This is a genomic window from Streptomyces sp. NPDC016845 (assembly GCF_044332585.1).
In the GTDB taxonomy this organism is placed as follows: domain Bacteria; phylum Actinomycetota; class Actinomycetes; order Streptomycetales; family Streptomycetaceae; genus Streptomyces.
Map to the genome: position 1 here is coordinate 59,923 of NZ_JBIRPI010000015.1, position 23,102 is coordinate 83,024.

A 23,102-nucleotide genomic window follows, 5' to 3' on the forward strand; every position below is an offset into this window, starting at 1 on the left:
CGCCGGGTGCGGGGCCACCGCCGCCAAGCCGGGGTAGGGGTCCGGCGAGACGGCCGGATACTCGCGCCGCCACGCCATAGGGACCCCCTATACCCCCCGCTGATATTTCGTCTTTGCTCCTTCGTAATTCCCGGGCCTACGGTGAAGCAGTTCGCCGAAGTCACCTTGTGAAGGTGGGCGAAATTACTACGGATGAAGTCGGCTGAAGACGGCTGAAGTCAGATGAAGAGGAATGAAGAAATGAAATCGACGAACGTTTTGCCCGGGGCGGGGACGCGGGAATTCGCCGGAAAGCGCGCTGTGGTCACCGGCGGTACGCGTGGCATCGGGGCGGCGGTCGTGCGCCGGCTTCTGGACGCCGGCGCCGAGGTGCTCACGACCGCCAGGTCGGCGGCGCACACCGCCCCGAGCGGGGCGGCCTTCGTTGCGGCCGACGTACGTACCCGGGCCGGGGCGGACTCGATCGCCGCGGCCGCGCGGGAGACGCTCGGCGGGGTCGACCTCCTGGTCCACAACGCGGGCGGGGCGCAGCCGTACGAAAGCGCTCTGTCCATGGCGGACGAGGTGTGGCAGGAGGCGATGGAGCTGAACTTCCTGTCGTCGGTGCGGCTGAACGCGCTGCTGGCGCCGGGCATGCGGGAGCGGGGTTCGGGTGCGATCGTGCACGTCTCCTCGGCCGCGGTGCCCGCGGTGCCGCCGCCGTTCCTGCACTACACGGCGGCCAAGGCGGCTCTGGAGAACTACGGCCGGGGCCTCGCCGCCGAGCTGGCGCCGCACGGGATCCGGGTCAACACGGTGTCGCCCGGCAGGACGGCCACCCCCGGCGGAGAGGCGACACGGGAGCAGTGGGGGCGCCTGGACCCGGGCCCCCGCCAGGCCGCCGCCACCCCTCCGCTGGGCCGCGACGGCGCACCCGACGACATCGCGGACGCGGTGCTGTTCCTGTTGTCCGACCGGGCGGGTTGGCTGACCGGAAGCAATGTGGTGGTGGACGGCGGGGAATTCTCCCGGGTGTAATCGCCGTAATGGCCCGTGTCCAGCGTCCATTGCCGCGCCGAGAGGGTTTTCGGGTATCGGCTTTTACCGGCGCCCTCGTTCACCAGTTCTCGTTGCGCAGGAGTTCGAGCAGAGCGTCCTTCGCCGGGTTCATGCCGTCGCGGAGTACGGCGATGACCGGCTGGGACACGACCGGGAACACCGGGCGGACGAGATGCTCGTGACCGGGTGGCACCGCCGAGGCCGGGACAAGCGTGGCGCCGAGCCCGTCCGCGGCCCAGCGGACGGCCGTCGCGCTCCGGGAGACGCGGGCGGCCGTGCCGGGCGTCAGCCCGTTGTCACGCAGTACGGACACCAGCACGCCGTCGAGCGCGCTGTCGCGGTCGAACCGCACCCACGGCTCGCTCGCCAGGTCCCGCAGCTCGATCCGGTCCGCCTCGAGCTGAGGGTGGCCGGCGCCCAGCACCACGACGAACTTCTCGTCGCCGAGGTGGTGGGCGTCGGCAGGGCTGCGCTCGCACGCCGCCATCAGGGCGAGGTCGAGCACGCCTCGACGACACAGCCGCTCCAGTTCGGCGGAGCTCGGCTCCTCGAAGACCGTGACCTCGAGACGTGGGAAACGGCGGCGCAGCGCGCCCAGGGCGCCCGGCAGTTGGCGCGCGCCGAAACCCATCTGCACCGCCACGACCAGCTCGCCCGCCAGTTCGTCGGCACCGGCCTTGGCCGTCGCCCTGGCCCGCCGCGCCGCGTTCACCGCGATCTCCGCCTCCCGCAGGAAGTCGCGGCCGACGGTGGTGGGGACCAGGCCGGTCGGCGTGCGGGCGAACAGTTCCACCCCGAGGTCCCGCTCCAGACCGCGGATCTGCTGGGACATCGACGGCTGGGCGACATGCAGCAGCTGCGCCGCGGCCGTCACCGAACCGGCCTCGGCGACAGCCAGGGCGTACTCGAACTGGCGAAGACTCATCGGTCGCCGTCTCCTCATGGTGGCTCGCGGCTCACCCTGTCGTGGTCGTTGCACAGTGGGCAACCCCGCCCGGCCGGCACCGATTCCCCGGCGGACGGTTGCGGCCCGCGCCGGGCCGGGCCGCTCTGGAGAGCTGCCGCTCCATCCGGCGCGGGGCCGAAGCCCGTGGCGCAGGCCGCCGCGGTTGCTGTTGAATGCGCTGAATGAGCGAGTTGGCTGCTGTTCGACTGCGTCAGGCCGTCCGGCGTATCCACGACGCCACCGGCGAACGCGCTGCCACGGGGCGTGGTCCGCAGGAGGCCGACGATGTCGCGGGCACGTTCGCCACGGACGGCGCGCTCGGCTTCGACCCGTTCCCTTTGCTCCGTGCTTTGTACGAGGCTGGTTCGCGGGCGGTGGTCATCGGCCAGGTCGCCGGAATCATGCACGGCTCGCAGGAGTTGACCGGCGATCTCGACCTGCTGTGGGACGGCACCCCCGCACAGGCTCAGGCACTGCGCGACGCCCTCACCGCCGCAGGCCGCACCGACGTGCCCGACCTCAGCCGTCCGCAGGTGGCCTATCAGGTGACCGGCGTCAGCGGTGACCTGTGCACACCCGCCCTGCCCTGGGGCGACATGGACGTCACTCCCTGCCTGGCCCGGGCGGTGAGCACCCGCGACGCGGCGGGTTTCGTCATTCGCTACGCGGCTCTGGACGACCTGATCCGGATGCGGCGCGCCCTCGGCCGTCCGAAGGACCACCGGCGCGCGGACGAACTGATGCGCCTGCTCCGCTGAGTCGCCACTCCGAGCGCTCGCATCCGTGCGAGCGCAGGCCGACCCGCTGGTCCCGCAAGTGCTGAAGACCGTCCACGCGGTACGTCACCCGGCCGCCGACCGCGCTCAACCGCACGGGCACATCGAAAAGCTCCAGCGCCGGCGCCGCGACCGGGTCGTCTCCGAACACCGACAGGTCGGCGCGGAACTCCACGCTCAGGCGCCCGGCGATCCGCTCCCCGCCCGCGGCGGACGCGGCGTTGACCGCCATCGCCCGCAGCGCCTCCGACCCGGCCAGGGCCCGGCCGGGGCCGCGCGGCGGTGCCGGGCTCCGACCTGCGATGCGCGGGCACGTGCGTCCGGCCGAGGCGTGAACCCGCGAGCCGGGTCTCAAAGGGTCATCGAGCTTCAGGAGCGCTCTGTCACGTGCGGAGGTAGGAGGCCCCGTTGACATCGAGCACCGTTCCGGACGACCAGGCCGCTTCGGGAGAGGCGAGGTAGAGCACGGCGGCGGCGACTTCCTCGGGTGTTCCGACGCGCCCGAACGGACTCTGGGCGCGCAGCTCCTCACCCTGCGGGCCCGCCAGCTTGGGGCTCTGCCGTTCAGTGGCCACGAAGCCGGGCGCCACGGACGTCACCGAGATACCGTGCGACGCCAGCGAAACGGCCATCGACTGCCCGAAGGCGTGCAGCGCGGCCTTGCTCGCCGCGTACGCGGAGAAGTCGGGCTCACCGCGGAAGGCGCCACGCGAACCGATGTTGACGATGCTGCCCGGGCTCCCCCGCTCGATGAGGTGCTGAGCCACGCAGTAGGTCACGTTCGCCGCGCCGAGCAGGTTGACGTCGACCATGCGGCGCCAGTTGCGCTGCCAGTCCTCGTACGACACGTCGGCCACCGCGTGCCGGGTCTCGGCGGAGGGCGCGGTGGCCGCGTTGTTGACCAGGACGTCGATCCCGCCCAGGTCGTGCACCGTCCTGGCGACCATCTCCCGCGCCGCCTCGGGATCACCGAGGTCGGCGCAGATCTTGGTGTGGCCGGTGCCGGGCAGGAGGCGAAGTGTCTCGGCCGCGTCGACGTGCTGGGACGCGTAGTGGACCGCCACCGCGGCACCGCGTTCGGCGAAAGCCAGGGCCACTGCCCGGCCGATCCCGCGGGACGCCCCGGTGATCAGTACCCGCCTCATCATGCTCCCTCGAATCGATGTGGACCCGATCTTGGGACATGTCGTGGCCGGGTGTCCACTTCGCCGCTGCCCGGGGCGCACGTGGACCAACGTGGGAAGTGCTGGTCAGGTGTGGTCGAGGGCCCAGGCCAGGGCGTAGTCGGCGATCTCCTCCCAGCCGTCCTGGGCGGGCATCAGATGTGACCGGCCCGGATACTCGACGATGTCGGTGACGGTCCTCGACTTGTAGTGGCGGGCGTTGGACCGCTGGATCTTCGGCGGCATCAGGTGGTCGTGCTCGCCCGAGACGAACAGCAGCGGCGCCCGGTCGTCGTTGCGGTAGTTCACGTACGAGTCGGTGTGGCCGGGATGGATGTTGGCCAGCGCGCTGTCCCAGAACACATGGCCCGACGCGGGGATGTGGTAGCGCTCGTACAGGGCGCGGGACTCGTCCTCGGGGAAGGTGTTGGTGAAGGCGTAGCGCCATTGGTCGTAGGTGAATCCGACGGCCTTGTGCCGGTTGGCCGGGTTCTTCAGTACGGGGAACGTGGCCTTCAGCTGGGCCGGCGGGACCGTCGCCACCCCTTCGGTGGGCGCGGAGTTCATGGCCACGCCGGCGCTGCCGTACCCGTGATCGAGCAGGATCTGGGTGAAGACCCCGCCGGCCGAGTGACCCATGATGATCGGCTGAGTTCCGAGGCCGTCGATCAGCTTCTCGAGCGACGAGACGATCGAGGCGACGGTGAGCTCCTCGATCGGGGTGGGATCGGCGTTGAGCGCCTCCACCTCCACCTCGAAACCGGGGTAGGCGGGGGCGAGCACCCGGAACCCCTGCGACTGGTAGCGGGTGATCCAGTGTTCCCAGCTGCGCGGCGTCACCCAGAAGCCGTGGACGAGGACGATGGTGTCCGGTTTCATGAGCGGTTCACTCCTTCCACGTTCGCTACGTCAACGGGTGGCGGAGTAGGCCGCCTTGATGATGTCCGCGGCCGCGTCCGGGTGGGAGACCATGACCACGTGCGAGGACCGGATCTCGACCACCTTGCTGCCCGCGCGCTCGGCCATGAACCGCTGGGCGGCGGGCGGGATGACCTTGTCCTGGGTCGGGATCAGGTACCAGGACGGGACGGTCTTCCAGGCGGGTACGCCGCTGGCGCCGCTGAGGCCCTGGACACTGCCGGGGCGCTGGGTGGCGGCCATGAGCCGGGTCCGGGAGGCGGGCAGGTCGGCGGCGAACACGGCCCGGAACTTCGCGGCGTCGATGTAGCCGTCGGTGCCCGGTTCGCTGCTGCCCGGCACCGGGTAGTCGCGGGGGATCAGGGCGGCGCCCAGCTCACTGCCCGGGAACTGGCCCGCCAGTTGCAGCGCGCTCTCACCCTGGTCGGGCGCGAAGGCCCCCAAGTAGACGAGGGCCTTGACGTTGGCGTGGCCGCGGGCGGCGTTGGTGATGACGATGCCGCCGTAGGAGTGGGCCGCCAGGATGACCGGGCCGGGGACGGTGTCCACCACGCTGGAGATGTAGGCCGCGTCGCCCGCGGTGTCCCGCAGCGGGTTGGCCGGCGCGATGACCGGGAAGCCGGACTTCTGCAGCAGGGCGATGGCGTCGTTGAAGCCGGAGGCGTCGGCGAACGCCCCGTGCACGAGTACGACGGTCGGCTTCGGCTCCTTCCCGGTCTGACCGGGCTTGTGGGAGGTCGCCTGGGCGGAGACCGTGCCGGCGGCGACGAGGACGGCGACGGCCAGTGCCGTCAGCAGACGGCGTAGTTCGGGAACACGCATGACGAACCCTTCGGACAGGTGGGTCGGACGGGTCGGAGGGTGCGGCGGCGCCGTCGGGAGCTGTGTTCCGGCGCCGATGGTGCCCCGGCCGGAGGCGAGCGCATCGGCGCCCCGGCCGGCGGGGGTTCAAGAGGCGAGGAACGCGAGCAGGTCGGCGTTGAACTCGTCCTTGTAGGCGCCCACGAGACCGTGCGGAGCGCCCGGATAGACCTTCAGCGTCGCGTCCTTGACGAGCTTGGCCGATTCCAGGCCGGCGGCCACGATCGGGACGATCTGGTCGTCGTCGCCGTGGGCGATGAGGGTGGGGATGTCGAAGCGCGCCAGGTCCTCGGTGAAGTCGGTCTCGGAGAACGCGCGGACGCAGTCCAGCGCGCCCTTGAGCCCGACCCGCATGCTCTGCAGCCAGAACGCGTCCGACACACCCTGCGAGACCTTCGCGCCCGGCCGGTTGAACCCGTAGAAGGGCAGGCTCAGTTCGGCGTAGAACTGCGACCGGTCGGCCGACACACCGGAACGGATGGCGTCGAACGCCTCGATCGGCAGGCCTTGCGGATTGGCGTCGGTCCTCAGCATGAGGGGCGGCACCGCGCCCAGCAGGACGGCCTTGGCGATCCGGGACGTGCCGTGGCGGCCGATGTAGCGGGTCACCTCACCGCCGCCGGTCGAGTGCCCGACCAGCACGGCGTCGCGCAGGTCGAGCGTCTCGATCAGCTCGGCGAGGTCGTCGGCGTAGGTGTCCATGTCGTTGCCCTGCCACGGCTGGCCGGAGCGGCCGTGTCCGCGGCGGTCGTGCGCGATCGCGCGGTAGCCGTGCGAGGCGACGAGGTGCAGCTGGTCGTCCCAGGCGTCCGCGTTCAGCGGCCAGCCGTGGCTGAACACCACAGGCCGGCCGCTGCCCCAGTCCTTGTAGAAGATCTCCGTGCCGTCGCGCGTCGTGATGGAGTTGCCCATGGGAGCGCTCCCGTCAGCAGCCGGTGCCGGGCGCCTGAGCCCGGCTCAGTGAGGGGGATCGTGCCAGTGCGGTGCGCGGGGTTCTTTGCCGTGCACGCCGAGAACTGTGCCCTGCGTGCCGACGCGTTCCCTTGCGTGCCGTCGCGCCGTCCGCACCCGTGACCGCTGCGGCGTGCTGTGCGGGACGAGACGCAGGTGACCCGGCGGTGCTTGATTCCGCCTCCGCAATCCACTGGCGGTGCTGAAGAATCCGGAGGACGGGCACGGCAGCGGAAGGCCCGCTGCGCGGCTCTGGGGGGACCATGCTGGTTCTGGACACGGCGGACTTACCGGCCGCCGACCGGATCGAGGCTTTTCGCGCCGTGGCTGTCGGGGAGAGCGGCAGTTGCTCGGTGGAGGAGGAACATCCCGAGGCCGGCGTCCGCAAGAGGCTGGAGGTCTGGAACTTCGGCCCGCTGACGCTGTTCTCCACGCAGGGCTCCGGCATGCGCATCTGGCGCACCCCGCGACACGCACGACTCGACTCGATGAACACCGTCTCGGTCATCACCCAGAGCCGGGGGACGGGCGCGTTCGCCTGGAACGGCCATCAGCAGCACGTCGGGCCCGACAGCCTGGCTCTGGCACACAAGACCGCCGGCTATGAATACGCCTGGTCCGGGGATGGACTGTCCGTCGCGTTCATGGTCGACACCGAACGTCTCGGCCTGCCCGAACACCTCGTCCGGGCCGCGGTTCCGCTCCTGCGGCACAGCCCTGTCGCGCCACTGTTGCTGCGTCACATACGGAGCCTGCACCGCAACGCCGACCGGCTCAGCGCCGACCCCGGCGCCGAGGCGCTCGCCTCCGCCACCCTGGAACTCACCCGCGCCCTCATCGTCTCGGTGGCCGCCGACGAACGCACCAGGCGCTCGGTCGCGGAGGAGACCCTCCTCACCCGCGTCCTCGCCTACATCCGCGCACATCTGTCCGACCCCGGACTGACTCCCCGCACCATCGCCGCGGCCCACAACATCTCCGTACGCACCCTGTACCGGCAGTGTGAGCAGGGCGGCCTCAGCCTGGAGAAGTGGATCATCCGCCGCCGCCTCGAAGGCACCCGCCGCGATCTGGCCACGCCCGAACACGCCCACCGCACCATCGAGGCCGTCGCCCGCTCCTGGGGCTTCACCAACCCGGCCTACTTCTCCCGCCGCTTCCACCAGACCTACGGCGCCACGCCCCGCCGATGGCGCCTCCTCCATCAACGCCCGGCAGCTTTCGCGCACCCGGACGAGCCCTGAGAGCCAAGGCCGTCGCGGGGGCGGCCGGGCGCCTTGAGCAGGGTGCGACCTACGCGGACTCGTACGCCACCGGCAAGGTTCCAAGGGCGGTGAAGCGGTGCTCCTGTCTCACGACCGCGGACCGCTGTGGCTACGACGCGTTGAGCACCGCGGCCACGACAGGTCCCGCGGAGTCGCCGCCATGGCCGCCCTGGAGGACCAGGCCGGCTGCCGCGACGCGTCCGCGGTAGGCGGTGAACCAGCCGTTGGGCGTGGTCTGGCCGTCGACCTCGGCGGAGCCGGTCTTCGCGCCGACGTCGGAGCCCGGCACGCTCGCCATGGCAGCGGCGGCGGTTCCCGAGCGGGCGGTCAGGTGCATCATCGAACGCAGGTCGGCGCGTACTCCGTAGGGGAGGGGGGCCGTGGCCGTGGCGAGCGGTCCGTCCAGGAGCCCGGCCGCGACGATCCTCGGCTGATGGAACGTGCCGTTCTGTACGGTGGCGGCGACAGCGGCCATGTTGAGCGGGCTCATCTGGATCCGCCCCTGGCCGATCATCTCCTCGGTCGTCTCGTCGCCGGTTCCGCCCGGCACGCTGCCGTCGTACGCGGGCAGGCCCACGTTCCAGGTCTGGCCGAAGCCGTAGTACGTCCTGGCCGCGTCGGGGACCGAGGAGTCGTCGAGGTTGCCCGACAACTTGATGAAACCGGTGTTGCAGGAGATGGCGAAGTCCCGTTGGAAGGTCGCTGCCGGTTCGGACGAGCTCTCGACGTTGTGGAACATCTTGCCGTTGTCCACGTTCGCGGTCGCCGGGCACGGCGCCGGTGTGGAGGGCCGTACTCCGGCCTTGAGCAGGGCTGTCGCGGTGACGATCTTGAACGTGGAGCCGGGCGCGACGGCCGCGCCGAACGCGTTGTTCCCGGCCGCGGAGCTGTTGGCGAACGCGAGGACACCGCCCGTGCCGGTGTCCACGGCCGCCACCGATGCCTGGGGGCGCCGCGCGACCGCCTTCTCGGCCGCGGCCTGCAGACGCGCGTCCAGCGTCGTGGGCAGCGTGGCAGGTGTCCCGCGGGTGATGACGTGCAGGCTCTCGCCCTCGCTGCCGTCGTCCGAGTCGATCCAGGTCTCGATGCCCGGCTTGCCGCCGCTCGCCCTGTCGGCGTAGCGCTCACTCAGCTGCGTCAGGGCGCCCTCAAGGGACGGGAGGGAATCGGCGTCGAGACGCTTGCCGTTGCGGTCGACCACGACGACGCGCGGCGACGCCGTCCGGCCGGTTTCCAGCGACTGGCCCTGCGACAGTTTCGGGTGCAGCACGGACGGCTGCCAGTCGACCAGCGGCTTGTGGGTGGTCTCGCCGCGGAACACGCTGAGCGCGGAGTCGTAGGACCAGGTGGACCGCTTGCCCTCGTAGGTGAGGGTGGCGCGCACCGCGAACGGCACCGATGCCCCCTGCGCCGTGCCCGCGGTGAGCCGCACCGCCGATACGTGCGCCTTCGAGCGGTACGCGGCCAGGGCCTCGCTCGCGCCGGTGCTGTCGTTGGTCAGCGCTCCCGCCCGGTCGTAGTCGCCCTTGGCCCAGGCGTCGAGGAAGTCCCTGGCGGTGTCGGCTGTCTCAGCCGCGGTGGGCGGCCCGGTCTCGCCCGGAGCGGCGTGCGCGGCCAACCCCGAAGCGCCACCGGAGCCGCCTCCCGTGACGCCCTCGTACAGGTTGAACGCGCCGACCCCCGCGACCCCCACCATGCCGGCGAACACCCCGCCGATCACCGCTCTTCTGACGCTGCGTCTCATTGTCGGCCCCCACGCTGTGTACCGGCACGCGTTCTTGAACGCGTTCAGATTATGAACGCGTTCAACTTAGCGGATCGCCGTGACCGGTGCCATGCACACGTTCCAACTCTGCCCAGCTGGAGTGCCGGCGGGCGTCGCACGTCCGGTCAGGACCTCTCACTCCTTGATGCCGGCCATGTCCCCGGGCCGCCCCCGCAGGACTGCCCATGCCGCGAGCAGCGTCGTGGCCAGGGTCAGGGCCACGGCCCCGGCGAGGACCGAGACGAGGATCCAGGGGGAGCCGCCGGGCAGGGCCGTGCCGAGGACGCTCATGCTCAGGGGCGCCAGCGTCGCCCCCGCGACCAGCAGGCCGAGGACGATCCCGGCCAGCGCCACCAGGGACGCCTCGACCGTCATCATCTGCAGGACCTGACGGCGCGTCGCCCCGATCAGCCGCTGCAGCATGAACTCCTTGCGCCGCTCGGCCGTCGCGAGGACCTGCGTGTTGACCAGGGCGAGCGTCGCGTAGCCCACGACGACGCCCAGGACCAGATGGGCCATCCACTCCTGGGTGTCGTCCGCGTCGGCCTGCGCCGCCTCCAGGACCTCCTTGCCGGACACCCGCAGACCGGGCTGGTCCTGCGCCAGCTTGCCGAGCGAGGCGCGCAGTCGAGCCGGGTCGGTGCCGTCGGCGGCCCGCACCGAGATCTGCGGCACCAGACCGCCGTCGGTGTGACCGACCAGCGTCGACGCGGGGACGAGGGCGGTCTCGTAACCGCGCCGCCCCTCGACAGTGGCGACGAGCTTCAGCCTGACCCGGGTGCCGTCACCGAGCCGCATCGGGACCAGGTCACCGAGCTCGTGGTCCTCGGCGTAGGCGGCGGGCAGTGCGACGGAGTCGCCGCTCAGCGCGGCCAGGGAGCCGCTCGCCGCCTGGAACGCCGTCGTGCGGTCCAGGCCCTGCGGTGTCACCCCCTGCATCGCCATCTCCGTCGGCTGCGGCCCGGTGTCCTCGCCCTCGCTCGGCCGCATCGGCTCGTCCGGCTCCAGGTAGCCGGTCGTGGGGATCTGCGCGGACGCCGCCGCCACCCCGGGCTGTTCGCGGATCGTGTCGACGAGGCCGAGCGGCAGGCCGCCCGAGGCCGACGTCACCACGAGGTCGGCCCGCAGGTTCTCGTCGAACGCCCGCTCGGCGCCGTCGGACTGGGTCGTCTGCATATAGATCAGTCCGACCGCGAGGCCGCTCGCCAGCATCACCGGCATCACGGCCGAGGCGAGGCGCGCCGTGCGGGCCCGCGCGTTGTGCGCGGCCAGCTCACCGGCGAGGCCGGACACCTTGCCGACGGGGCGGCGCAGGACGGCGACCATGGCCCGTACGACGACGGGGCCGAGCAGACCGAACGCCGACGCCCACACCATCGCGGCCGGGGTGGCGACACCCGCCGCGTCCGGCCCCGCCGAGCCCGCGGTACCCCAGGCGAGGGCCGCGCCCCCGGCCAGGCACAGCACCCCGACGATCAGCCGGAACAAGCTGAACCAGCGGCGCCGCAGCGTCGCTTCGGCCAACGCCTCGGTCGGCCGGGTGCGCGCCGCGGCCTGCGCCGCGATGTATGCCGCGCCCACGGCGGTCAGCAGCGCCGTGCCCACGCCGACGATCACCGGTACGGAACCGGCCCGGTAGGCGATCGAGTCCGGCACGGCCCCCGCGTCGGCGAACGCGCTCAGCAGCCGGCGCCCGAACCGGGGCCCCGGGACGGTGGCGAGACCGGTGGCGACGACCGCGAGGAGGAGCGTCTCGCCGAGGACGAGCCGGCGCAGCTGCCCCGGAGTCGCGCCGATGGTGCGAAGCAGCGCCATCTCGCGCTGCCGCTGCTGGATCGAGAGGCCGAGCGTGCCGGCCACGACGAACACGGTGACCATGGCGGAGAGACCGCCGAACGCGGCGGCGAGCGGGACCAGGTCGCTGCCGTCGGCCACCACACCGGGGTCCTCGGCGCGGCCGCGCTCGTCACCGGTGAGCACTGCGATCGGTGAGCCGTCGACGACCTTGCGGACCGCGGAGGCGATCTCCCGCGGGTCCGCGCCGGAGACGGGGAAGACGCCGATGCTGTCGGTCCTGCCGACGCGGTCCGCGACCTGGGCGGCCGCGGCGTCGGTGAGGAAGACGTCGCCGCCGTCGTCCGGCCCCGTGGCGAGGCCCGCGACCCGGTAGCTGTGCTGCGCGCCGTGGACCAGGAGCCGGACCTGCTGACCGGTGCGCACCCCCGTACGCTCCGCGAGCGCCTTGCCGAGCACGATCTGGCCGTCCGCGGCGGGTGCGGCGCCGTCCGTGAGCTTGTACGGGGAGAGTTTCGCGGAGGACCAGCCGTGGCCGGTGACCTTGCCGCCCTCGGCGAGCGCTGCCGTGAACGACAGGTCCCCGACCGCCGACTCGACCCCCGGCACCTTCTCGATCCTCTCGGCCAACGCGGCGTCGATGTGCAGGCGTTCGGGGAAGACGAGCTCCTGCTGGGTGTACTCGTAACGCTGGTCGCCGGTGACGACGACGGGTGCGGCGGCGAGCCGGTGCGGCGGCGCCGCGTTGTGGATGCCGGTCTCCAGCAGGCCGCCGGAGCCGATGACGATGACGGCACCGAGGAACAGGGCCACGAAGGAGGCGACGAAGCCGCCCGTGTGGTGGCGCAGGGTGCGCAGCGCGAGCCTGATCATCGGCGCACCTCGTGCCCGGTGGAGCGGATCGCGACCGGGTCGCCCCAGGTGCCCAGCTTCCGCATCTCTTCGGTGACCTGCTCGACGCCGGGCCGCTCGAGCGCGCCGGTCAGCCGGCCGTCGGCGAGGAAGACCACCCGGTCCGCGTACGCGGCGGCGACCGGGTCGTGGGTGACCATGACGATGGTCTGGCCCACCGCGTCCACCGACTGCCGCAGCAGCGTGAGGACCTCGGCGGCGGTCCGGGTGTCGAGTGCGCCGGTCGGCTCGTCACCGAAGATCACCGCGGGCCGGGTGACGAGCGCCCGCGCGAGGGCGACCCGCTGCTGCTGGCCGCCGGAGAGCTCCCCCGGGCGGCTGCGCCGCTTGTCCGCCAGACCGACCTGTTCGAGAACCTCGTCGACCACGGCTCTCCTGGGGCGGGTGCCCGCGAGGCGCAGCGGAAGCGTCACGTTGTCCACCACGTTCAGCGCCGGGAGCAGGTTGAACGCCTGGAAGACGAAACCGATGCGCTCGCGGCGGAACCTGGTCAGGGACTTCTCACGCAGAGAGGCCAGATCCACCCCGTCCAGGTGCACGGAGCCCGACGTCGGCCGGTCGAGCCCCGCCGCGCAGTGCAGGAAGGTGGACTTCCCCGAACCGGAGGGGCCCATGACGGCGGTGAAGCTGCCCCTCCCCAGACTGATGCTGACATTGTCGAGTGCCGTCACACGGTTCTTCGAGCCGCCGTAGAGCCGGCTGACGGTGTCGAGCCGGACGACCGGCTGGGCATGCGGGTCCTGTGTCCCGTTCATGGGTGTCCTTAAGGCCTTGGAAAAAGGGTGGCTGGGCCGGAGATGACCGGCGGTGATCCGCCCCCGGGAAGTCCTCGCTCCGAGGCACCGGCCCCGGTGCCCCGACGATCGTCGCGTCCCGCGCTGACGAACCGCTGACTACCTGCTGAGGTTCCGCTGAGGAGGCCGACTCACCCGTCGCCGACGGCCTCCGCGCACCAGGCGGCGGCCGACCGTCACAGACACGGTCGGCGACCTTCCCGACGTCTCGATGAGCTGAGGCCCCTGGCACCCGATCGATCGGGATGCCGCTGCCGCTACGAGATCCACATGCCTCTCGCCTATGCTCCCGCACGGGGACGGGGCGGGGGAGAGGGGACCGGGCATGCCGAGGCGTCAGCACATCTCGCCGGAGGAGGCGGGAGCGCACACCGAGCCGTCGGACGAACTCCTCGCCAGGAGCGGTGACTTCCCCGCCCCCCGGCTGGGCCGCCTCGTCCTGCTCGCCGCCCTGCTGTGCTACTTCAGCATCACCCTGCTCAACATCCTGGGGTCGCACAGCTCGGTCGTCGAGGTGAGCGCGGCAATCCTGTGCCTGCTCGCCATCCTCGGGCTGCAGCTGCTGCATTCCCGGCCCGGCGCCCAACTGGCCTCCGTACGCCGCAAGACCCTCACCCTGGGCACCCAGGCGCTCCTCACCTACCTCCCCCTGCTCGTCTTCCGCACCCAGTGGGGCTCGATGGCGGGCTTCCTCGCGGGCTCCCTCCTGCTGCTCCTGCCTCCGCGCCAGGCCTGGTTCGCGTACGGGGCGGTGGGCGCGTCGATGCTGGCGCCGCCGCTCATCAGCGACCTGGGCGTGATCGAGACGTTCTACTATGTCCAGTCCACCCTGCTCACCGGCCTCGTCGTCTTCGGCCTGACCCGGCTCGCCGACCTGATCCGCGTCCTGCACGAGACCCGCACCGAACTGACCCGCGCGGCCGTCACCAAGGAGCGCCTGCGCTTCGCCCGCGACCTGCACGACCTCCTCGGCTACAGCCTCTCCGCGATCACTCTCAAAGGAGAGCTGATCCACCGGCTGCTGCCCACGCACCCCGCGCGCGCCAAGTCCGAGGTGGAGGACGTGCTCACGATCTCCCGCCAGTCGCTCGCCGACGTGCGCAGTGTTGCCAGCGGCTACCGCGACATGTCACTGCGGGACGAGATCGGTTCCGCCCGGTCAGTGCTCGGCGCGGCCGACGTACGGGTCGAGGCCCGGGTCCGCATCGGAGAGCTGGAGCAGGAGCTGGACACCGTGCTCGCCACCGTACTGCGCGAGGCGGTCACCAACGTCCTGCGCCACAGCCGCGCCACGTACTGCGACATCGTCGCCGAGCGGAGCGCCGGACAGATACGGCTGACCGTCGTCAACGACGGAGTGGTGACGGGCCACCGGGACACGTCCCCGCACAGCGGCAGCGGGCTCGGCAACCTCGAGACACGGCTCAGCGCCGTCGACGGCGCCCTCACCGTCGACCAGGACACGCGCACCTTCCGGCTCGCGGCCCGGGTGCCCGACCCCGCCACCGCGAACAGGTCACCCGGGCAGCGGAGTTGATAAGGTGACGCAGGTAGATCGATGCGCCGTTGTGTGTGGTTTGGGGGGGTGCACTGCGGTGATCCGCATTTTGCTCGCAGAAGACATGAACATGATCCGGGGAGCGCTCGTGGCGCTGCTCAACCTGGAGACCGACCTCGAAGTCGTCTGCGAGCTGGAGCGCGGGGACGAGATCCTCGACGCCGCCATCGACGTGAAACCCGACATCGCGGTGATCGACATCGACCTGCCGGGCCTGGACGGACTCAGCGCCGCTGTCCGGCTCCGTGAACGTCTCCCGAGCTGCAAGACGCTGATGCTCACCAGCCTCGGCCGCCCCGGCACCCTGCGCCGCGCCCTGGCCGCGGAGGTCGACGGCTACCTCCTGAAGGACGAGTCACCCGCCGAACTGGCCCACGCGATCCGACGCGTGGTCGCCGGACACCGGGTCATCGACGCGAAGCTGGCCCTGGCTTCCTGGAGCGGCGCCCAGAGCCCGCTGACGGAGCGCGAGACCGAGGTGCTGCGCCTGGCCGCCGAGGGTTCGGAGGCCAAGGAGATCGCCTCCGCCCTGCACCTGTCGACCGGAACCGTGCGCAACTACCTGACGACCGTGGTCACCAAAGTGAACGCCCGCAACAGGGTCGACGCGATCCGCATCGCCCGCGACGCCGGCTGGCTGGTCTGACCCACCCCGTGCGGGCGACACCCTAGACGGGAGCCGCCATCCCCGCCGCCGCCAGGTAACGGATGACGTCCTCGGTCAGCTCCGGCGGCAGCGGCAGACCGGCCGACACCTTGTCCGGCGTGACGGGCCAGGCCAGCATCGCCGCCACCAGCGCCGCCTCGGGCCGGTGCAGCACGACCCGGTGCGCACCGCCCGCCACGTCCAGGACGAGCCCCGACTCCACCGTCGTCACGACGACCTGGCGCGGCATCCGTACACGCCGCCCATCCGGCAGCCACACCAGCTTGAACCGCGCGTTCTTCGCCACGGGGAACACCGAGAGCAGCGGCCCCCGCAGATCGTCGACGCCGAGCGTGCGCACCACCAGATGGGACAGCCGGCTCAGCACCGGCAGCATCACCGCGTACAGGTCACCCTGTGCGTCCGAGGCGTTGGCGAGGAGCATGGGCCCCAGCTCCATCCGGCGCAGCGCCTCCCGCACCGCGCTGCCGGGCCCCTCCAGGCAGTCCACCCCCCACCGGCTCTTGAGCACCACCTGATCGCGCCTCTCGTCGTGCTCGACGACCACGTCCTCGGCCAGCGACCAGAGGTCGACCGTCACCATGTCAGCAGGCATGTCGACTAGAACGCGGCCGGCATCCGCTCCGGCGCGTCCAGCAGCGGCTCACCGGCCAGCACCCGACGGTGCAGCTCCTGAAGGCGCCGCGACGGCTCGATGCCCAGCTCGCGCACGTAAGCCGCACGCAGCCTCCGGAACGACTCCAGCGCCTGCGAAGGGCGGCCACTGCGGTACAGCGCCACCATGAGCAGCGCGTGCAGGCTCTCCTGCAACGGGTGCAGGGAGGTGAGCGCGGTCAGCTCACTGACCAGATGAACGTGGCGCCCGAGCCGCAGCTCCGCCTCGATGCGCGACTCCACCGCGGCCAGCCGCACCTCGTCCAGGCGCAGCGCCTCCGCCCGCAACGCCCCCGACGCCCGTACGTCCCCCAGAGCGGGCCCGCGCCACAGGGCGAGGCCGTCCGACAGCAGCCGCGCCGCGCGCTCGTCGTCCCCGTCCGCCAGCGCCTGGTGCCCCTGGCGCACCGACAGCTCGAATCCTCGCGCGTCCGTGCGCACTTCAGGCATGCACAGCCGGTACCCGCTGTGCCCCCGGACAAGGATCTCCTTGGCGTCCAGGCGCGGGCTGAGCCGCGAGACCGCCGCCGCGATCCGCTGCCGCAACTCCTTCACGTACGTCTGCACGGCGGCCGACGGCCCGGCCGGCGGGCACCCCTGCCACAGCTCCTCCGCGATGGCGGACATCCCCACCTCACGCCCGCCACCGATGGCGAGCAGCGCCAGCAACCTGCGCTGCTTGCTCGCGCTCGGGACGATGGACACGTCCCCCACGGAAGCCGCGAACGGCCCCAGCAGCCCGATCCTCAGATACGCCATGGCGCTCCCTCTCTCGCTGAATGGCGCGAGCCTGACACGCGGCGTCCCCGCGCCGACAGTGAGCCGGCCACGAGAAGGGGATGAATTCGGGAAGCCCGCAGACATGAGTTCTTCATACGGGGCAGGTCGGCGGAGGTGCCGGGTGCGATCGCCACCGCACCCGGCAGACAGCTACCAGGACCACAACTCGCCCAGCGGACTGGCGGCCGGCTCCCCGGAGGAAGCCCTCGACTGCGCGGGTGTGCGAGGCCGTCGAACCGGCCCTGGGTGAGCAGTAGGCGTCGCGCTGCCTCCGGTACCCGGTTTGACGTGCGGTTTTCTGATCGTTTAGCGTCATGAGCGGCTGCCGGTGAGCCGTCGGCCGAGAGACATGCCCAGCCGGTAGGGCGGCCCAGTGCCGCGAGCCCGGACCGAGTCGCCAGGACCGCTGTCGCGTCCGAGGCGGGGACGTGTCCCCTCATACGGAGCCTGTCAGCCATGCGCGACACCAAGCTGCCCGCCCGCCGGACCACCGCCCTGCTCGCCGTGTCGGCCGCACTCATCGCCTGCTCCCTCACGGCGTGTTCGGCCGACGGCGACCAGGAGCCGGGCGGCACGACCAGTTCGGGCAAGGTCACCCTCCCGCCCGTCCACGCCGGCTTCGACTACCAGCTCGGCGGCGCCTACACCCCGCCGGACGGCGTGAAGATCGTCGCCCGCGACCACACGGCGAAGCCCGCCCCCGGCCTCTACAACGTCTGCTACGTCAACGCCTTCCAGGCCCAGCCCGACGCGGAGCGGGACTGGGACGCCGACCTCCTGCTGCGCGACCGGGGCGGCGACGTCGTGATGGACGAGGACTGGGGCGAGGCGATCCTGGACATCGGCACCGCCGACAAGCGCGAGCGGATCGCCGGGAAGGTCGACGGCTGGATCGACGAGTGCGCGTCCAAGGGCTTCCAGGCGGTCGAGCCCGACAACTACGACAGCTACACGCGGGCCCCCAAGGGCCTCCTCGGCGCGAACGACGCCAAAGCCTTCCTCACCCTCCTCGCCGAGCACGCCCACACCAAGGGCCTGGCCATCGGCCAGAAGAACACGGTCGAACTGGCCCCCGCCCGAAAGGAGGTGGGCCTCGACTTCGCGGTGGTCGAGGAGTGCGGCGCGTACAAGGAGTGCGGCGACTACACCGACGCGTTCGGCGACAACGTCATGGTGATCGAGTACACCGAGCGCGGGCTGAAGCGAGCCTGCGACGGCTGGGGCGACGACATCAGCATCGTCCGTCGCGACGTGGACGTCACGCCGGACGGCGAGGCGGGCTACGTCCGTGAGACCTGCGGCGACGTGTAGGCGCTGCTTACTGCGATCTGGTCGAGGTGCGGGCCTCCACGGCGTCGACGAGCCGGGGCCCGGGAGCCGCTGAGGATCATCGCCCCGAGCCGACGCCCGGCGCGGTCGGCCGGCTTCGGCCTGAACAGCGCTGCCTGGGCCTCGGGACTGCACCGGCGGAACACGGGCTCGCCGGTCGAGGACATCATGGCGGTCATTCCACCCGTCGAGGCTCCGTGCAGGCGCGTCCGGCGGCTGCGGCACAATCGGGGGGTGTGGGGACGCACCCTGCCCCGGAGGGAGAACGAGCGTGTTTTCGCGGTTCACCGCATGGATCTGGCACGGACTTCGCGGCAGCCTTCAGTGGCGCGTGCTGTGGATGAGCCATGCCAAGTTCGTGGTCGGTGTCACCGGCATCGTGCGGGACGAGCAGCAGCACGTACTGCTGCTGCGGCATCGCATGTGGTCGAAGAGGCGTCCGTGGGGGCTCCCCACGGGCTTCGCGGTCAAGGGCGAGGAGTTCGGCGACACCGTCGTACGAGAGGTACGTGAGGAGACCGGCCTCGACGTGGCCGTCGGTCGGCTGGTGCGGCTGAACAGTGGCTTCAAGCTCCGCGCCGAGGTGACCTACGAGGCCCGCCTCACCGGTGGAACCCTGCGCATCGACCCTTTCGAGATTCTCGAAGCCCGGTGGTTCGCCGTCGACGAGTTGCCCGACGGTCTGCTGGACGCCCATCGCCGTCTCATCTTGGAGACCACGGTCGGCCTCTCGCAGACCGCGGAACGCTGACGGTCTGTGCCCGGGACGCGCCGGTCAGTCGTTGGCCTCCTGTCGCTGGGGCGCGGCGGCGAAGGGGCGGCGGCCCGGGCCGCGCTCACCGAAGATCTTGGTCAGGGTCCTCGTGCGGAACAGGACGATCTGGGTGATCACCTGGAGGAGGATCCACGACACCGCGTACAGGGCGCCGTCCAGAGCGGGCACGGTGTCGACGGGCAGGGTGTACGCCATGATCAGCCGCAGCAGCGCGTCGCCCAGCAGGCCGGCGCCCCACAGAACGGTCAGGGCGCGCCATACGCGGCGGAAGGCGGGGTCCGACTCCCACAACTGCTCGAGCTTCGCCGTGCGTCCGGGCAGCAGGGTGCGGAGCGCCTGATAGGTGAAGGGGCGCGCGGTGAACAGGGTGATCAGCAGCCAGACACCGGCAAGGGCGGTGAACAGGCCGTTGCGGGCCAGGGCGATCCGCGGGTCCGAGGTGAGCAGTGAGGCCAGCGCGCTCACCAGCAGCAGCGCGACGGTGAAGACGCCGATGGCGTCCAGTTTGCGATGGCGTATCGCGGAGTGGAGTGTGTGCAGCGCGGGCGCGGAACCGCTGAGCAGCAGGGCGGTGATCTCGCTCGCGCCGGCCGCGCGCAGTACGTAGTAGAGCCCGACGGGCAACACGATGTCGCAGCCGACGGTCACCACGAAACCCCAGCGTGAAGAGGGTTTCTCGGACGTGGCGGACGTGGCGGGTGCGGTGGGGGGAGTCGTCGTGGGCTCGGGGCTGGGTGTGGGGGAGGTCATGAAGTGTGCTCCAGGGGATGGCCTTACGGCGTGCGCTGTACGGCCTGTGTACAGCGGTCGAACATGTCTGCCAGTTCGCGGGCGCATTGGTCGAGGTCCATCGCCACGTCGCACAGATGGTGGCGCAGGACGCTTTCGATCGCGCCGCGTACGGCCAGAGCCATGGTGAAGCAGTCGAAGCTGCCGAACTCCCCGGCGCTGCGGCCCTGTTCGAGGAGCGCGACGAGCCGGTCCACCGACATGATGCTGCGTTCGGTGTTCTCCAGGCCGGTGATCTGATGGTCCCGGACCATCCGGAGGATCTCGTTGAGTGCCTGGGTGTGGAGCGGATAACGGGCGACGAAGTCGAAGCGGGACGTGATGAACGCGCCGAGCTTGCCGCGACTGGTGCTCTCCTCACGCATACGCGCGTCCGCTATATGGTCGGCCTTCTCCATGATGGTGCTGACGACTTCCGCGAACAGCTCGGGTTTGCCGGAGAAATGGTACGAGATCATCCCGGTGCTGCTGAGTTGCGCCTGCTGCGAGATCCTCGTGAACGACGTCTTCGCGTAGCCGGATTCGGCGAGGGTTTCGATAGCCGCCTGGACTATCTGGGCTCGCCGCGCATTCTGCGTGAAGGTCCGCGTGTTCGTCTTGGCTGTCTTGACCATCATGGCCTCAGATTAACGAAATCATGATCGGGATTTTCCTAAAGTTCAGCCCGTCGTGCCGTCTTGCGGATGGTGTCGACCAGCTCCATCGTGCTGGTGAGGGAGTCCGTGTGCGGCCCGGTGCCCGCGTCCGTGCGGATCGCCCCGGCGAACTCGTCGAGCAGCAACGTCAACTGGTCCGCGGCGGGCAGTGTGAGCCGCTCCTCGCGGTCCTGTTCCTCGATGACCAGCGTCGGCTGATGGGAGGGCGGCGGGGTGAACGCGCGCGTCGCGGTCAGCCGCGCCCGGTCGCCCCACAGCGTGTAGGTCGACGCGTAGGTGTGCTCGAAGCCGAACGCCAGCTCGGCCAGCACCCCCGACGGGGACGTGAGCAGCACCTGCCCCGACAGGTCGAGGCCGTCCGAGGCCCGGGTGCGCAGCGTCGCGCCGGCCACCTCGAGGCCCGGTCCGAGCAGCAGCGCCGCGGCCCGCAGCGGGTACACGCCGGCGTCGAGGAGCGCGCCGCCGCCCAGGCGGGGGTCGTAGCGGATGTCGTCGTCCGGCAGGGGCGGGATGCAGAAGGCGGCGCGGAAGGAGGCCAGCCGTCCCAGGCGGCCCTCGGCCATCAGTTCGCGCACCCTGTCGTGCTGCGGGTGGTGGAGGAACATGAAGTTCTCCCGCAGCGTCAGGCCCCGCTCCGCCGCCAGCGCGCACAGCGAACGGGCCTCGGCCGCGTCCGTCCCGATGGCCTTCTCCACCAGCACGTGCTTGCCCGCGCGCAGTGCGCGCCCGGCCCACTCGTGGTGCAGGGCCGTCGGGGTCGACACGTACACGGCGTCGATGTCGGAGCGCGCGAGGAGCGTCTCGGCGTCGTCCTCGGCCGCGCACCCGAAGTGTTCCGCATACAGGGCCGCCTTCTTCGCCGTACGTCCGGCGACGGCCACCAGATCCCACTGCGGCATCCGGACCACCGTCGGCAGCACGCGCCGCCAGGCGATCGACGACGTACCGATCGCTCCGAGCCGCAGCGGCCGGGCCGCGGGCGCCGTCACAGCGACCTCAGCGCGGCGATCAACGTGCGGGCCTGCACGTTCAAGTGGTGGCTGTAGCGCAGCAGTTCATCGATCTGGCGCGGCGACACCCAGGCGAACTCGTCGGAGACCAGGGGGATGTCGTCCTCGACCTCGATGATCACGTAGTGGCTCTGGGCGTTGAGGAAGCGCCCGCCCTCCTCCGACAGCAGTACGTCGTAGAGCGCCGAGTCGCGTCGCTCGCGGACCTCGTCCAGGTACGGGGGCCGGGCGGTGGGCGGCAGGTCCGCGTAGTTCTCGGGGGTGCACTGCACCGTCGGGCCGAGCTCGACGACGGACAGGAAACCGGCTTCGGCGCGGGCCCGCAGCAGGACGTGCGGCACGCCGTTCACCCGCCGGACGAACAGCGCCGCCGTGCCCGTGCCGTGCGGTTCGAGGAGCGGCTGCGACCACGCCGCCACCTCGCGCCGTCCCGAGACGACATCGACCGCCACGACGCTGAAGTGGTGTCCGCCCAGGTGGGACACGGCCTCCGGGTCACGCCGCCAGTCCTTGGTCTCCGCCAGCCCGATCGGAACCACGTGCACGTCGTGCTCGGCCCGTCGCCGGGTGATCCAGCTGCGGATCTCGGTGTCGGTGTGCAGGGAGGCGGCCGGACCGGTGGCGTCGGGCCGCCAGTCCGGCAGGCACGACAGAACGGTACGGGCGTCCATGTTCACCACGTTGTCCTGCCGCAGCACCATGTTGACCTGACGGAGCGTCAGCCAGGCGAAGTCCTCGCCGGCCTCCACCTCGGGGCCGACCCGGACGATCATGTTGCGGTTCCTCTTGCGCAGGAACCAGGAGCCCTGCTCCGACTGCAGTACGTCGGCGATCACCGAGCCCGGCTCGGGGCGGCGGAAGCAGTCCAGGTACTTCACGGCCGAACCGCCGTGCACCCTGAGGTAGTTGCTCTTCGTCGCCTGGACCGTCGGCGACAACTGCATCCCGTTCACGTTGCCCGGCTCCGACTTCGCCTGCATCAGCAGGTGCGGAATGCCGTCGAAGTCCCGTACGGCGATACCCAGGATCCCGATCTCGGGCTGGTCGATGATGGGCTGCTCCCACTCGGACACCGGCCCGAAGTCCGAGCGGACCCGCAGCCCGTGCACCGCGAAGAAGCGGCCACTGGCATGGCGCAGATCGCCGGTGTCCGGCTCGAACCGCCAGCCGTCGAGGTCCGCGAACGGCACCCGCTCCACCTGCTGCGGCTGAGTGCGACGCCGCTCCTCCAGCCACGCGGCGAGCTCCACGTCGCTCAGCACACCGCCGTCGACGGTCGCCGCCGAAGCGGCCAGCGCCGCCCGCGTGCCGGCCTCCTCGCCGCGCGACGGCGCGGATGCGGTTGTCGGTGCCATGGGTCTGCCCTTCCTGCGATTCGGGGAGTGCGACTTCGCGTGCACGCGATTCAGGGGAGTGCGACTTCGCGCGCACGCGATTCAGGGGGGTGCGACTTCGCGTGCACGCGATTCACCGGGCCGGAGGCGGTCACGCGCACGGTGCCGAGGGGCACGCAGCGAATTGCCGCCCTCCCAGCGTGCCCGCTCGAATTCCGGCATTCGCCTAGAACATCGGCCTTGCGGCCGGTTCTCCGGCTGGCTACGATCCGCCGCCGCGCCCTGCCCACCCGGCCCGGAACCGCTCGGCCCGGCGCCGTCGCCGGAGCCCACGACGTGCTTAGAGATTCCCCTAGAGCGTTTCCTC

General features: G+C 71.2%; 21 protein-coding genes. 7 read left to right on the forward strand and 14 right to left on the reverse strand.

Annotation, left to right across the window (positions count from 1 at the left end):
- The first annotated feature begins 240 nt into the window (after positions 1–240).
- Positions 241–1,017, forward strand: a complete 777-nt coding sequence (locus ACH4RC_RS28960) for an oxidoreductase (protein ID WP_398206124.1) — start codon at positions 241–243, stop codon at positions 1,015–1,017.
- A gap of 79 nt (positions 1,018–1,096) precedes the next feature.
- On the opposite strand, the gene ACH4RC_RS28965 is transcribed toward ACH4RC_RS28960, so the two are convergent.
- Positions 1,097–1,963 carry a LysR family transcriptional regulator gene (locus ACH4RC_RS28965; protein WP_398206126.1) on the reverse strand — a complete coding sequence of 289 codons (867 nt, stop codon included), beginning with the start codon at positions 1,961–1,963 and terminating at the stop codon, positions 1,097–1,099.
- A 203-nt stretch (positions 1,964–2,166) separates the two neighbouring features.
- Here ACH4RC_RS28965 and ACH4RC_RS28970 point away from each other — a divergent pair, with 203 nt between their 5' ends.
- The gene (locus ACH4RC_RS28970) at positions 2,167–2,742 is read left to right on the forward strand and encodes a hypothetical protein (protein ID WP_398206128.1); all 576 of its coding nucleotides are present in this window, start codon (positions 2,167–2,169) and stop codon (positions 2,740–2,742) included.
- A 401-nt stretch (positions 2,743–3,143) separates the two neighbouring features.
- Here the strand turns inward: ACH4RC_RS28970 and ACH4RC_RS28975 are convergent, their stop codons facing one another.
- The 4 genes from ACH4RC_RS28975 to ACH4RC_RS28990 all read right to left on the reverse strand — a co-directional run bounded on the left by ACH4RC_RS28975 (position 3,144) and on the right by ACH4RC_RS28990 (position 6,614).
- Positions 3,144–3,905, reverse strand: coding sequence for an SDR family NAD(P)-dependent oxidoreductase (locus tag ACH4RC_RS28975; RefSeq protein ID WP_398206185.1), 762 nt, complete (start codon positions 3,903–3,905; stop codon positions 3,144–3,146).
- A gap of 105 nt (positions 3,906–4,010) precedes the next feature.
- On the reverse strand, positions 4,011–4,802 hold the full coding sequence (locus ACH4RC_RS28980; RefSeq protein WP_398206129.1) for an alpha/beta hydrolase: 792 nt from the start codon (positions 4,800–4,802) through the stop codon (positions 4,011–4,013).
- 30 nt (positions 4,803–4,832) lie between these two features.
- Entirely contained in the window at positions 4,833–5,663 is an 831-nt protein-coding gene (locus ACH4RC_RS28985) for an alpha/beta fold hydrolase (protein WP_398206131.1), read from the reverse strand.
- A gap of 126 nt (positions 5,664–5,789) precedes the next feature.
- Positions 5,790–6,614: an alpha/beta fold hydrolase gene (locus tag ACH4RC_RS28990; RefSeq protein ID WP_398206133.1), complete on the reverse strand. Its 825-nt coding sequence runs from the start codon at positions 6,612–6,614 to the stop codon at positions 5,790–5,792.
- A gap of 302 nt (positions 6,615–6,916) precedes the next feature.
- Here ACH4RC_RS28990 and ACH4RC_RS28995 point away from each other — a divergent pair, with 302 nt between their 5' ends.
- On the forward strand, positions 6,917–7,897 hold the full coding sequence (locus ACH4RC_RS28995; protein ID WP_398206135.1) for a helix-turn-helix domain-containing protein: 981 nt from the start codon (positions 6,917–6,919) through the stop codon (positions 7,895–7,897).
- A 130-nt stretch (positions 7,898–8,027) separates the two neighbouring features.
- Here the strand turns inward: ACH4RC_RS28995 and ACH4RC_RS29000 are convergent, their stop codons facing one another.
- From ACH4RC_RS29000 to ACH4RC_RS29010, 3 genes are all read right to left on the reverse strand, one after another.
- Positions 8,028–9,662, reverse strand: a complete 1,635-nt coding sequence (locus ACH4RC_RS29000) for a penicillin-binding transpeptidase domain-containing protein (protein WP_398206137.1) — start codon at positions 9,660–9,662, stop codon at positions 8,028–8,030.
- A gap of 156 nt (positions 9,663–9,818) precedes the next feature.
- Positions 9,819–12,350 (reverse strand): FtsX-like permease family protein, encoded by a 2,532-nt coding sequence (locus tag ACH4RC_RS29005; protein WP_398206139.1) that lies wholly within the window; start codon positions 12,348–12,350, stop codon positions 9,819–9,821.
- On the reverse strand, positions 12,347–13,144 hold the full coding sequence (locus tag ACH4RC_RS29010) for an ABC transporter ATP-binding protein (RefSeq protein ID WP_398206140.1): 798 nt from the start codon (positions 13,142–13,144) through the stop codon (positions 12,347–12,349). The genes ACH4RC_RS29005 and ACH4RC_RS29010 overlap by 4 nt, the downstream gene beginning before the upstream one ends.
- A 364-nt stretch (positions 13,145–13,508) precedes the next feature.
- Here ACH4RC_RS29010 and ACH4RC_RS29015 point away from each other — a divergent pair, with 364 nt between their 5' ends.
- Both ACH4RC_RS29015 and ACH4RC_RS29020 read left to right on the forward strand, forming a co-directional pair.
- A complete protein-coding gene (locus tag ACH4RC_RS29015) occupies positions 13,509–14,720 on the forward strand; it encodes a sensor histidine kinase (protein ID WP_398206142.1) in 1,212 nt (403 codons plus the stop codon).
- Positions 14,721–14,778: 58 nt separating this feature from the next.
- Entirely contained in the window at positions 14,779–15,387 is a 609-nt protein-coding gene (locus ACH4RC_RS29020) for a DNA-binding response regulator (protein ID WP_398206144.1), read from the forward strand.
- A 22-nt stretch (positions 15,388–15,409) separates the two neighbouring features.
- Here the strand turns inward: ACH4RC_RS29020 and ACH4RC_RS29025 are convergent, their stop codons facing one another.
- Positions 15,410–16,003: an NADH oxidase gene (locus ACH4RC_RS29025; RefSeq protein ID WP_398206145.1), complete on the reverse strand. Its 594-nt coding sequence runs from the start codon at positions 16,001–16,003 to the stop codon at positions 15,410–15,412.
- Positions 16,004–16,008: 5 nt separating this feature from the next.
- Positions 16,009–16,821 carry a BTAD domain-containing putative transcriptional regulator gene (locus tag ACH4RC_RS29030; protein WP_398206146.1) on the reverse strand — a complete coding sequence of 271 codons (813 nt, stop codon included), beginning with the start codon at positions 16,819–16,821 and terminating at the stop codon, positions 16,009–16,011.
- Positions 16,822–17,298: 477 nt separating this feature from the next.
- Between ACH4RC_RS29030 and ACH4RC_RS29035 the strand changes: the two genes are divergently transcribed.
- Both ACH4RC_RS29035 and ACH4RC_RS29040 read left to right on the forward strand, forming a co-directional pair.
- Positions 17,299–18,153, forward strand: coding sequence for an endo alpha-1,4 polygalactosaminidase (locus tag ACH4RC_RS29035; RefSeq protein WP_398206148.1), 855 nt, complete (start codon positions 17,299–17,301; stop codon positions 18,151–18,153).
- A 289-nt stretch (positions 18,154–18,442) separates the two neighbouring features.
- Positions 18,443–18,922 carry an NUDIX domain-containing protein gene (locus ACH4RC_RS29040; protein ID WP_398206150.1) on the forward strand — a complete coding sequence of 160 codons (480 nt, stop codon included), beginning with the start codon at positions 18,443–18,445 and terminating at the stop codon, positions 18,920–18,922.
- A gap of 24 nt (positions 18,923–18,946) precedes the next feature.
- Here the strand turns inward: ACH4RC_RS29040 and ACH4RC_RS29045 are convergent, their stop codons facing one another.
- From ACH4RC_RS29045 to ACH4RC_RS29060, 4 genes are read right to left on the reverse strand one after another with little or no spacing between them, the layout of a single operon-like run.
- Positions 18,947–19,696, reverse strand: a complete 750-nt coding sequence (locus tag ACH4RC_RS29045) for a VC0807 family protein (protein ID WP_398206151.1) — start codon at positions 19,694–19,696, stop codon at positions 18,947–18,949.
- A gap of 23 nt (positions 19,697–19,719) precedes the next feature.
- Positions 19,720–20,352 (reverse strand): TetR/AcrR family transcriptional regulator, encoded by a 633-nt coding sequence (locus ACH4RC_RS29050; protein ID WP_398206153.1) that lies wholly within the window; start codon positions 20,350–20,352, stop codon positions 19,720–19,722.
- Between the two features lie 35 nt (positions 20,353–20,387).
- Entirely contained in the window at positions 20,388–21,380 is a 993-nt protein-coding gene (locus ACH4RC_RS29055; RefSeq protein WP_398206155.1) for a Gfo/Idh/MocA family protein, read from the reverse strand.
- Entirely contained in the window at positions 21,377–22,756 is a 1,380-nt protein-coding gene (locus tag ACH4RC_RS29060) for an NDP-hexose 2,3-dehydratase family protein (protein ID WP_398206156.1), read from the reverse strand. The genes ACH4RC_RS29055 and ACH4RC_RS29060 overlap by 4 nt, the downstream gene beginning before the upstream one ends.
- Between the last annotated feature and the right edge of the window lie 346 nt (positions 22,757–23,102).

Bases quoted from the DNA above. Each gene is read 5' to 3' on its own strand.
- ACH4RC_RS28960 (WP_398206124.1), top strand. From the start codon at position 241: ATGAAATCGACGAACGTTTTGCCCGGGGCGGGGACGCGGGAATTCGCC.
- ACH4RC_RS28965 (WP_398206126.1), bottom strand. From the start codon at position 1,963: ATGAGTCTTCGCCAGTTCGAGTACGCCCTGGCTGTCGCCGAGGCCGGT.
- ACH4RC_RS28970 (WP_398206128.1), top strand. From the start codon at position 2,167: ATGAGCGAGTTGGCTGCTGTTCGACTGCGTCAGGCCGTCCGGCGTATC.
- ACH4RC_RS28975 (WP_398206185.1), bottom strand. From the start codon at position 3,905: ATGAGGCGGGTACTGATCACCGGGGCGTCCCGCGGGATCGGCCGGGCA.
- ACH4RC_RS28980 (WP_398206129.1), bottom strand. From the start codon at position 4,802: ATGAAACCGGACACCATCGTCCTCGTCCACGGCTTCTGGGTGACGCCG.
- ACH4RC_RS28985 (WP_398206131.1), bottom strand. From the start codon at position 5,663: ATGCGTGTTCCCGAACTACGCCGTCTGCTGACGGCACTGGCCGTCGCC.
- ACH4RC_RS28990 (WP_398206133.1), bottom strand. From the start codon at position 6,614: ATGGGCAACTCCATCACGACGCGCGACGGCACGGAGATCTTCTACAAG.
- ACH4RC_RS28995 (WP_398206135.1), top strand. From the start codon at position 6,917: ATGCTGGTTCTGGACACGGCGGACTTACCGGCCGCCGACCGGATCGAG.
- ACH4RC_RS29000 (WP_398206137.1), bottom strand. From the start codon at position 9,662: ATGAGACGCAGCGTCAGAAGAGCGGTGATCGGCGGGGTGTTCGCCGGC.
- ACH4RC_RS29005 (WP_398206139.1), bottom strand. From the start codon at position 12,350: ATGATCAGGCTCGCGCTGCGCACCCTGCGCCACCACACGGGCGGCTTC.
- ACH4RC_RS29010 (WP_398206140.1), bottom strand. From the start codon at position 13,144: ATGAACGGGACACAGGACCCGCATGCCCAGCCGGTCGTCCGGCTCGAC.
- ACH4RC_RS29015 (WP_398206142.1), top strand. From the start codon at position 13,509: ATGCCGAGGCGTCAGCACATCTCGCCGGAGGAGGCGGGAGCGCACACC.
- ACH4RC_RS29025 (WP_398206145.1), bottom strand. From the start codon at position 16,003: ATGCCTGCTGACATGGTGACGGTCGACCTCTGGTCGCTGGCCGAGGAC.
- ACH4RC_RS29030 (WP_398206146.1), bottom strand. From the start codon at position 16,821: ATGGCGTATCTGAGGATCGGGCTGCTGGGGCCGTTCGCGGCTTCCGTG.
- ACH4RC_RS29035 (WP_398206148.1), top strand. From the start codon at position 17,299: ATGCGCGACACCAAGCTGCCCGCCCGCCGGACCACCGCCCTGCTCGCC.
- ACH4RC_RS29045 (WP_398206151.1), bottom strand. From the start codon at position 19,696: ATGACCTCCCCCACACCCAGCCCCGAGCCCACGACGACTCCCCCCACC.
- ACH4RC_RS29050 (WP_398206153.1), bottom strand. From the start codon at position 20,352: ATGATGGTCAAGACAGCCAAGACGAACACGCGGACCTTCACGCAGAAT.
- ACH4RC_RS29060 (WP_398206156.1), bottom strand. From the start codon at position 22,756: ATGGCACCGACAACCGCATCCGCGCCGTCGCGCGGCGAGGAGGCCGGC.